This is a genomic window from Xenorhabdus innexi, assembly GCF_002632485.1.
Lineage (GTDB): Bacteria > Pseudomonadota > Gammaproteobacteria > Enterobacterales > Enterobacteriaceae > Xenorhabdus > Xenorhabdus innexi.
The window spans coordinates 121210-131848 of the sequence record NZ_NIBU01000007.1; the positions used below are offsets into that span (position 1 = coordinate 121210).

Here is a 10639-nt window from a genome sequence, read left to right on the forward strand (position 1 = left end):
TGAAATATGAATGAGATAAAAGAAAAGTTTTTTATAAAGAAAAAAGATGTAATATCAACAAGTTTAGATGAAGAAGAGGTAATATTACTGGATAAAAAAAATGACACATATATTGGGTTAATAGGTGCTGCAAAAGATATTTGGACTTGTAATATAGAAATAATTTCAATATCTAAAATAGTTGAGGAGTTACAAATAGATAACGATGTCGATTTAGATAATTTGAAAGAAGCCATTTACTTATTAGAAAAAGAAGGATTGATATTTGAATATACTAGTTAATGAAATAAATATAATTTTAAATATGCATAAGTTTATCAAAGCCATGAGTACATTAGAAAATAGTAGTATAATTTATACAAAGCTAAGTATACATTTTTACAAAGATTACTTAAACAAAAGAGAAAAAAATAATATTTTTGATCTTAACAGGAAAATTTCTCATATAAAAAATTTTTTACGAATTATGCATGATAAAAATGGCATGTACAAAGAAGATAGTACTTGTTATACATTATCATTGTGCATACAACTATATTTATACTCAAATGGTTATGATTCAAAATTAATTTATGGGATAACAAAGGTTGACCAAAGAATATTTGGTCATGCATGGGTTGAGTTAGACGACTCAAAATTAAAAAAAGAAGTATTATTCAATCCCGGTCGGGTAAATTTGGATGAAATGAAAAAAATAGATTCAAAAAAAATGAGTGAGGATTTATTAAAACATGTCTTTAAATAAAAACAAATCGTTTTGGATTGTCACGAACCTGATAAATAACAATGCTGACCTTTATATCAGAAACTTAAAAATCTTCTATGAAAACTTGAGTGATAGCCATGACTTTATACACTTTAAAGAACAAAATAATTATTGTATAGCTATATCTTCAAAAATAAGACCACCAATTAACCATATAAATAATAAAAAAATTATTTTAGATGGTTGGATAAAAGAAGATTGTTTAAATTCAATCATAGCAGATAAAAAAAATAATGAAATATATGGAGAATTCGCCCTGTCATACTCCAACAATGACGGATTTAATTTTGTTACGGACTTTTATTCATCAATTCCAATCTATTATTTTCACACCAATAAAAATTATATAATAACAAATGACATAAGGGCCATTTTTATATATGAAGATTTTACGGTAAATATAAACCTTGAATCAGTTTTATATCACCTCGGTGGTGATATTGCCATAGGAGAAAATGAATTACCAAACAATAATACTTTTTTTACAGATATAAAAAAAATTCCCAAAGGAAGCAAGTTAACTATAAAAAACAATAAATTATCAACAAAGGAAATCATTGATTATAATTTTGAAACTGACTCATCAAGATTTATCAAAAAAGATTTTATAAATCAATTTAAGGATAAATTTAAAGAATCAACAATAGACAGAATGAATAATGGGTTAACAGCAATTCATTTTAGCGGAGGACTAGACTCAGGAAGCGTATTAGCAACAGCAATGGAAAAAAATTTAGATTATTTCTGTGTTAATATAAGTTTTAAAGATAATGATTTAATATATAGCCAAGATTCAATGATCGTCAATAAGGTATCAAAACATTTGGATAAACCTTCATATATTTTATGGGCTGACAATACGTTACGATTTCAAAATAACTTAATAGATAATGACCCTCTGCTATATATCGATGGACCAGAACCACGTTCAAATAGTTTAGCATGTCTACAAGTAGATCAGTTAATAAATGAATTAGGTGCTGTTCAAGCAATAACGGGAGAATCTGGTGATGTAATTTTAGGTGAACAATTTGATGAAGTCATACTAGATTCTTTAATTAAACATGATTCTATTAAAAGTGCATTTGAATTATTTAACGTGATAAATGAAAAGAGAAAGATATCCCGTTACAATATAAAATACTACATTAATTTATATAATATTTTCCTATCTAAATTTAACAGTAAATTAGCAAAAAGAACATATATAAAAACACAGTGGCAGGATGAAGAAGTCAAAGTTCCAGAATATATTTGTCAGTCAAAAGGATTTTTAGCTAATAAATTATACAGCGATGAATATAGAAATATGTTAGATGGCCATAGGTTTATGTTAGATTTTTTGTGGCCAAAGGCCAGATACTTTGATTCTCTTAGTCTGAACAGTTCAACAACTCACCCTTTTTTAGATTTAAGATTAATCAATCTCGTTTTGAAAATACCACCACATGAGCATTTATATCTCAAATCTATAAAGTACGGTTCATATCTTTCAAGTAAAAGATTAGCCAGAGAATCATTTAAACAAACATTACCTGAAATATTTAAATTTAAAAAAGAAAAAACATCCTATGAAGGTATGGCAAAGAAAATACTATTAAACTCAAAACCGGGTTTAAAAGAATTATTTCTTTCTTTTGATAGTTGTTTAGTTTATAAAATGGGATTAGTAGACAGAAAAAAATTCATAGAAACTCTTACTATATACTTATTAAAAGCAGAAGATGTAAACTCGACCCTTGATGCAAATTATCAATTTATACACAGTGTCATCACTCTTGAGATATGGTTAAGAAATATCACCATGGAGAAGAAAAAACTGATTGAACGGATTAAACCGAGAAAAATAAACATGAAAATTGATGCAGAGAAAATTAATTAATCATGAAAAAATATTTAATGACTAGAAATATGTTTAAAATATTGCTGAATGGCAAGAAAAAATATTTAATACTTATCATATTCTTTCAAATAACATCCGGTGTTTTACCGGCAGTTATCTTATATTTAATGGGTTCTGCAATTAACAGCTTAGAAAATGAAGATTTATACCTACTAATAATATTTTTTTTATGTTCACTGGTTGTCCTTACTGAAATAATTGAAATTACTGAGGCAGTATCATCCAGTATAATAAGTGATTTCGCTAAGAAAAATGTAAGGGAACTTCTAATAAAAAAATCATCATCACCTAATAGTATAAATCATCTTAATGAAAAAGAGTTTCAGGATAATTTTTATTTAACCGAATCAAGAATAGATCATATATCAGATTTCATTGGTGATATTTCACAGTTTATGACAGGTTTTATAAGTATAATTTCAATTTCCACCTTATTGTTTAGTTTAGATTGGTGGATACCTTTTACCGTTATCATTGGAATGTTTCCTATTATTTATGCCAGATTCAAAGCTGAATCAAAAATTTGGGAAATTGAAACTGACTTTTCCTCTGAATTTAGTTCTATATCTAAATACTATGAATGCTTAACAAGAATTGAATCCTCTCATTCTATAAGAGTTGATAATTTTAGAGAAACTTTATTTTCAAAATGGAATTATACCTATAATTTAATATTAAATAGAGTTTTTAAAGCAAGATTCAAAGGTGTTCTCTTTTTGGTATTCTGTTCTATTCCTGGATTATTTTTATTAGTTTTTACATTATATCAAGCAAGAGAAAGCATTGACCCTACACCAGGGAATCTAATGATTATATTCGGTTCTATTCTACAAATCAGAACCAGCCTGACAATACTTATTGCCAATTTTTCACAACTTATTTATGGGTTTTTATCAACATTATCCCTTGATAAGATTGAAAACTCAAACTATCATTATAATGATATACTGTTTAACAATACCAATGATGATAATATTATCTTTATGAGGAATGTCAATTTCTCATATAACGAGAGCAAAAATAAAGTGTTGGGTAATGTTAGTTTAAAATTCAAAAAAAATAACACGTATATACTTTATGGTGAAAATGGAAGTGGCAAAAGCACACTTACAAATATAATTAGTGGCTTGTACTCAAATTTTTATGGTGAAATTATTTCAAATATCCATCCTGATAGAATATTGTATATCTCTCAAAACATTAGGCCCTTACCCATTACATTTAGAGAATTCATTGATCCTTTTAATAAGTTCAATAGCAATGATATTCTTAATGCTTTACATAATTTTGAATTGGATTTTATTTCTGAAATTAATCTTGAATATTATTTAGTTGAAGGTTTCTCAAATTACTTAAAACTATCAGGAGGGCAATGGCAAAGGCTTTTAATGGCAAAGCTATATTTAAACTATTTTAATTACGATCTAATTTTATTGGATGAAATAAACTCAGCATTAGATTCAAATGGTGATAACTTATTTTATCAGCTTATAAATTATCTAAATGCAAAAACAGCCTTAATCATAATTAGCCATAAAAAAATAACAGATCATTTAAATGTAAAAGTTACTAAAATCAAACTCACTAACAAAAGAAGATAATATCATGGTGTTAAAAACGGGAAAATTTACTGAAAATGAATATCTTGAGTATTCCAAATGGTTCACCGATGAAAATATTTCAAAATTTTTAGGTGATATAGATACAGAATGGCTGGATTATATTTTAACCTCATCTGAGGTATCACAATTAGTATTTTATGATAACGATGTGCTTATTGGTGTTATTGGAATTTGTTTACCTAATGCTGAACACAGTTATTATACCATACTTGATTTTTCAGTTAATCCTCGTTTTCAGAATCATGGTTATGGAACTAAAATTCTTAATCACTTAACCCATTGTGAAGAATATAAAGAATCTAATCTTTGGAGGGCAATAGTTTCTATAGAAAATAAAAATGCACTCGCTTTTTTTAAAAAAAACGGTTGGAAATCTGAAGGCATTGAGGATAACGACTATGTCAAAATTTTCTTTGAAAAATAATACATTCCACATGATCCTTTTTTTATTCTCTTTTTCAGTTTCTCTTTCAATGAAGGTTAGCCACGCATCTCCCAGAACAAATGATATTAACACTCTTTTTATCTATATGACGGGGGGAGATATGGAATCCGATTTTAAAATGGCAACGGATGATCTTCAAGAAATCCTGTCTGCTAAAAAACCTGATAATTTAAACATAATAATTCAAACCGGAGGTGCTTTAAAATGGCACTCATCAAAAATTAAGAATCATTATATTCAGAGATGGGAGGTTGTTAATCATGAACTAGAACTAATAGATCAGCTCCCTAATGAAAATATGGATAGTTCAGATACTTTATCCTCTTTTATAAAATGGGGATTGAAATCCTTTCCTTCTGATTCATATTATATTTTCTTTTGGGGACATGGATTAGGTGCAGCGGGTGGGTATGGTGGTGATGAAAATTATGGAAATAAAAAAATGAGCATAGGTAATATGGCTCTTGCATTTAAAAACAGCTCTATGAAACAATCTAAATTTGAAATTATTGGGTTTGATAACTGTAAAATGGCTAATCTCGAAACGGCATATGTACTTAAATCTTATGGTAAATATCTCGTAGGTTCAGTCGATTATACACATAAAAATGGATGGAATTATAAAGATATTGTTGAGTCCTTTAATTTATATTCGTCGCCAGAAGCCATCTCATCAAAAATTTTATCATCTTATATAGAACAATCTATCACCCAAAGTGATGCTTCTGATGATATTCAAGGCTCTGTAATTAACTTAAAAAAAATAAACGATGTTGCTGAAGTCGTTGATGATATATTTCATAAATTATCTTCCGGTACAAAAAAACCAAACTACCTTTATAAACTCAATAAAGCAAGAAAGATTACTGAAGATTATGAAGATGAAGCAAACATGGTTGACTTATATGATCTTATAAAAAATATTAAAAATGAATTTCCTGAAGTCATATCCAATAATGATTTAACATCACTGGAAAACTCCATTAACCAATCAATTTTACTGAACATTAAAACGCCTGAACATTTGAAAGGTAAAGGATTATCAATATATTTTCCTTTACATAATATTTGTGAATATCCACATTTCTTAGAGAAATACTTTAATAACACCCATTATTTCTCTAAAAATTACAGAGAAAATATTTACAATTATGTTTTAATGAATGACGAAATTAAATGCAAAAATGTTATTTTGAAACCCAATAATTGAAATAAAAATCCCCGAGTTATGAATCCGGGGATTGAGTTTACTATTCGAAATTAATATCGGCTAACGAACCAAATGCAAGAAGTGAATATGCTTCTCGTATTGATCCAAAATATCGTGGATGATCTGTTCCAGAGTCCAGCCCATCAGGTCGTAATCCTGACCACCCTCTTTGAGATAAACTTCTGCACGATAATATTTTTGCTCTTCAATTCGTTCGTCATCTTCCAGACCGGCAAGCGCAAATGCAGGCTGAATATAGCCCCGCAAGCGGACTTCATAGACAAAGCTAATGTTTTCGCCAAAATCCACGCCCAGATGAATGCGATCTTCAGCTTCATCATTAATCACAACAACTTTATTTTGCTTTTCCAGCTCTTCGGCAACCATACTCATCGCCTGCTGGATAACTTCACTCATAAAGCGTTTTACCTGTGATCGCTTAGGATAATAAACAATATTCCTTAATCTACGCTGCCACGGTATCGGGTTACGGCTGGCAGGAGGCGCTATCGTCGTCATCTGCTGGCTGTCTTTCTTATAAGCATCAATCCGTAATGCTTTCAGCAGGCCATATATCGCCATTAATAACACGATTGAGAAAGGAAGCGCGCTGGCAATAGTGACCGTTTGCAGAGCGGATAATCCACCTGCAACCAACAAAGAGATAGCCACAACGCCCATTAACCCCGCCCAAAAAATCCGCTGCCAGACAGGTGTATGATGCGCCCCTCCAGATGCCAGTGTATCAACGACCATTGCTCCGGAATCAGCGGAAGTGACAAAAAACATCACCACCATCACCATCGCAATGAATGATAAAACTGTCGGCATCGGGAAATATTCCAGAAAATTAAACAGTGCCAGAGAGACATCTGTTTGTACGACACTGGCTAACTCTTTGGCACCCTTATGGGCAATCAGGTCGATAGCACTATTACCGAATGCTGTCATCCACATCAGAGTAAAGCCGCTGGGTACAAACAGAACGCCAGTCACAAACTCCCTGATTGTCCGCCCTCTGGAAACTCTGGCGATAAACATACCAACAAACGGAGACCAGGATAACCACCAGCCCCAATACAGTAATGTCCATCCCCCCAGCCAGTTAGTGGATTTGGGTTCATAAGCATACAGATTGAATGTTTTACTGACGATTTCAGAAAGATAACCACCGGTGTTTTCCACAAAGGATTTCAGTAACAACACGGTTGGCCCCAAAGCGACGACCAGTATAAGCAGCAGAACGGCCAAACCTAGATTCACTTCGGATAAAATACGGATGCCTTTATCCAGACCGGAAACAACAGAGATCGTCGCCAAAGCAGTGATCGCGATGATCAGGATAACCTGTACTGTTTCATTAATCGGCAGGCCGAATAGGTGGTTAAGGCCAGCATTCACCTGAAGAACACCGTAACCCAGAGATGTTGCGACACCGAATACCGTACCAATAACAGCAAAAATATCTACGGTATGGCCAATCGGCCCATAAATTTTGTCGCCAATAATCGGATATAAAGCTGAACGCAGGGTTAAAGGTAACCCATGACGATAACTAAAAAATGCCAGAATTAAAGCCACGATGGCATAGATCGCCCAAGCGTGAAGCCCCCAATGGAAAAACGTTAATTGCATGGCTTGTTTGGCCGCAGCAATGCTTTCGGGTGTGCCTACCGGTGGTGACAGGTAGTGCATAACGGGTTCAGCGACACCAAAAAACATCAGACCAATGCCCATCCCCGCGGAAAACAGCATGGCAAACCAGGAAAAATAACTAAAATCCGGTTCAGCATGGTCGGGGCCAAGCTTGATATTGCCGTATCTGGATAACCCCAGATAGGTAACTGAAAGTAAAATCAACGCAACGGCAAGGATATAAAACCAACTAGCATTAACAAACAAGTCTTGCTGCAAAGATTTAAACCACCTATCGGCAAGCTCTGGTTTCAAACCAGCAAATGCGACCAATGCAATGATCAAAAATGCCGAGAAGAAAAAGACTGGTGGGTTAATGTAAGTTTTCGTCTCTACCTGTCCAGTATTATCTTGACTCATACTCATCCTTCAAAATTAGTGTCCGACACTATCTCCTCTATCATTAAAAAAAATTTTGTCGAAATTTTAATAAAACAAAAATAACTCCAATCAAGAGTTACCCATCACGCAGTATTTCATGTTCATAATTTACTCAAAATCTACGTTCTTGATCACCTTAACATAAAAATCAGGCCAGCTGTACTTGTAGAGAGTTACATAAATACTCGCGTTAACAAACCAACAACACAAACAGTTAATAAATTAACAATAAAAAACATTAACCTCATTTTCCCGTGCAATCATTTAAAGCATATAACCAATAGTGCGACGATCTCTCATTCAGGTTAATAACTAACATAAGGAAGTTAATAGCATGTTAAAAGAGTCAAACAAACCAGATGGATTCAAAGGCAAGCGTGTTGTTGTTACAGGTGGAGGGCGCGATTTCGGGCAGGCTATTTCTGTCTGGCTGGCGCGGGAAGGTGCTCATGTTGATCTCTGTGCCCGTCAATTAAAAAGTGCCGAAATAACCCGTGAAATTATTCAGAATGAAGGAGGGAGCGCACGAAGCTATCAGTGCAATATCGGTGATGTACAATCAGTACGCAGCTTTACCGAGCAGTTACTACAAGACAGTAAGCCCATCGATATTCTGATATTAAGTGCAGCACAGTGGCTGGAAGGCGGCCTGAGTGAGAATGACAGTGATGAAGATATCATCAGTACAATGAATTCCGGCGCTACAGGCTCTATGCTGCTGACCAAAATGTTATTACCAAGCCTGCGCCAGTCTCAGGGAGCCGATATTATTGCGATGGTGTCAATCTGTGGTGTTCCGAACTTCACCCGCTCTGTCGCCCATCCGGTCTTTTTCGCTGCCAAACATGCAATGAGTGGTTTCTGCAACACCATTTCCCACCAGTTAAGTAAGGATAATATTCGTGTGACAGGAATTTATCCGCCTGATTTTGAAACCAATGGCTTTGATACAGATTTGAGTGATCACACAACCGTAGGTAAACAGATGCTGAATGGCCGCTCAGTGTGGGAATCTATCCGGTTTGTTCTGACCCAACCCCGCAGTTGCCATGTAAGTGCGATTTACTTTCAAAGGCCGACTTTTGAAGATATGAAACAGTTGTAACCTGCCTGAATAATTTGTTTTTTTACTCTCTGCTACGGTTGATGATAATTTATCAACCGTGACGTAGCTCTCGCTAATTCATTACTCGGATTATAAATAAAAAATTCACCTTTCATCAGAATTTGAGCACTTCTTTTTGTACCTGCATACACTATATTGTCGCCATCACGGTTAATACTAAACTCCGATATCCCCGACAAATGTTCAATACGTATCATAGAATTCCCATTATCGCTCTGAGAATAATAGATATAACTGGCAATCGTTCCGGAAAAACAACAGGCCGCAGCCAGACAACAACCACCCGATACAGCAACAGATGAATGAACATTTTTAGGCGTGAGATATCTGATACTAATATCTCCGCCATGTAAAGGAGGAGCAATGATAGCAATTTTAGGCTGAGTGATAGAGTGCTTTAAATCATCCTCATTCATTGTAGTTCCATCACGCTTAATAATTTCCATCTTAATACCCATTGCTAATCTTATTTCCAGAATTTTTTCTTGTAATAATTTGTTATTTTCAATTTCACTGACACTTTCATAACCGGTGATCCCTAAATCTTCTGCCTTGATAATAATCATGGGCACAACGACATCAATACAGGTAAGAGGAATGTTATTAAATTTATCAATTAAATTCCCTGTGGGAAAAATCGATTTTGTTTTGGAGCAGGCTGGATATTCAAATAGCACATTAACTTCCGGAAAATCGCCAAGAACACCGGGGATCTGTGTTAACTGGTATTGCGGCGACACATTTCCCATCGTACATACAATATTTTTTCGCGTATTGGTATTGTAAATATTTAATTGCCCTTCAGGCATTAACAATTTTTCTTCGGGTAAATCTCGTATAACCAAGGGTATTGAGGAAGTCATATTTCCACAGTTAACTTCCCATGATACTGTGTTACTGTCTTTTTCAAGCTGGGCAAACGTGCTAATCACTTTTTTAGATTTATAATCGATATCAATGATAAAAACTTTATTGCTGGTCGTCGTTCTTCTTCCTAACCCATGAAATTGCGTATTATCTTTAACAACTCCTCGCAAGGGAACACCCATAATATGTCTAAGAATTTCTTCCTTTAATTCCTTTTCTTCTGGTAAGTTTTTTTGTAACAGAACGACTCCTGTGGAAGTTCCGCCTCTTACATAATAAAGTGGAATTCTAATTGGAAAAGATAGTTTATTCATAAGTCACCACTAATAAATTATTTTCCCTTTAAAGGTCTTAATACTGACTAGAGCATATTTATGATAAAACTGATGAAATCATGAGTTGTAATAAAGTTAGATAACGTGATTTATAAGTCAATAAAAACCGGCTATTTTCATAGAGAAATCAACACTGAAATACAAAAAAACCATCAATAATTATTTTATAATTAAATTGATTTTTAAAAAACTTGGATTCGACTAATAAGTGCAATTTCTAAGAAAGGCGGTCAGTTGCTATAGTAGGCATCTTTCTCGCCAAAGGAAAATGCACTATGACCTATACACA

General features: G+C 33.4%; 9 protein-coding genes. 7 read left to right on the plus strand and 2 right to left on the minus strand.

All coding sequences use genetic code 11. The annotated features are described in order from the left end of the window. Positions 1 to 6: 6 nt before the first annotated feature. From Xinn_RS04620 to Xinn_RS04645, 6 genes are read left to right on the plus strand one after another with little or no spacing between them, the layout of a single operon-like run. Positions 7 to 282, plus strand: coding sequence for a hypothetical protein (locus Xinn_RS04620; protein WP_086956197.1), 276 nt, complete (start codon positions 7 to 9; stop codon positions 280 to 282). Next, a complete protein-coding gene (locus Xinn_RS04625) occupies positions 266 to 745 on the plus strand; it encodes a lasso peptide biosynthesis protein (protein WP_086956196.1) in 480 nt (159 codons plus the stop codon). Before Xinn_RS04620 ends, Xinn_RS04625 begins: the two co-directional genes overlap by 17 nt. After that, positions 732 to 2648 carry an asparagine synthase-related protein gene (locus Xinn_RS04630; protein ID WP_099137610.1) on the plus strand — a complete coding sequence of 639 codons (1917 nt, stop codon included), beginning with the start codon at positions 732 to 734 and terminating at the stop codon, positions 2646 to 2648. Before Xinn_RS04625 ends, Xinn_RS04630 begins: the two co-directional genes overlap by 14 nt. 2 nt (positions 2649 to 2650) lie before the next feature. After that, positions 2651 to 4270: an ATP-binding cassette domain-containing protein gene (locus Xinn_RS04635; protein WP_086956193.1), complete on the plus strand. Its 1620-nt coding sequence runs from the start codon at positions 2651 to 2653 to the stop codon at positions 4268 to 4270. Between the two features lie 4 nt (positions 4271 to 4274). Then, entirely contained in the window at positions 4275 to 4715 is a 441-nt protein-coding gene (locus Xinn_RS04640; RefSeq protein WP_086956192.1) for a GNAT family N-acetyltransferase, read from the plus strand. Then, positions 4690 to 5946, plus strand: a complete 1257-nt coding sequence (locus tag Xinn_RS04645; RefSeq protein WP_169923523.1) for a clostripain-related cysteine peptidase — start codon at positions 4690 to 4692, stop codon at positions 5944 to 5946. Before Xinn_RS04640 ends, Xinn_RS04645 begins: the two co-directional genes overlap by 26 nt. Positions 5947 to 6006: 60 nt before the next feature. On the opposite strand, the gene betT is transcribed toward Xinn_RS04645, so the two are convergent. Beyond that, positions 6007 to 8001 (minus strand): choline BCCT transporter BetT, encoded by a 1995-nt coding sequence (betT, locus tag Xinn_RS04650; protein WP_086956190.1) that lies wholly within the window; start codon positions 7999 to 8001, stop codon positions 6007 to 6009. Between the two features lie 355 nt (positions 8002 to 8356). Here betT and Xinn_RS04655 point away from each other — a divergent pair, with 355 nt between their 5' ends. Continuing rightward, positions 8357 to 9127, plus strand: a complete 771-nt coding sequence (locus Xinn_RS04655) for an SDR family oxidoreductase (protein ID WP_086956189.1) — start codon at positions 8357 to 8359, stop codon at positions 9125 to 9127. A gap of 32 nt (positions 9128 to 9159) precedes the next feature. Here the strand turns inward: Xinn_RS04655 and Xinn_RS04660 are convergent, their stop codons facing one another. Continuing rightward, positions 9160 to 10329, minus strand: coding sequence for a PrpF domain-containing protein (locus tag Xinn_RS04660; RefSeq protein ID WP_086956188.1), 1170 nt, complete (start codon positions 10327 to 10329; stop codon positions 9160 to 9162). Between the last annotated feature and the right edge of the window lie 310 nt (positions 10330 to 10639).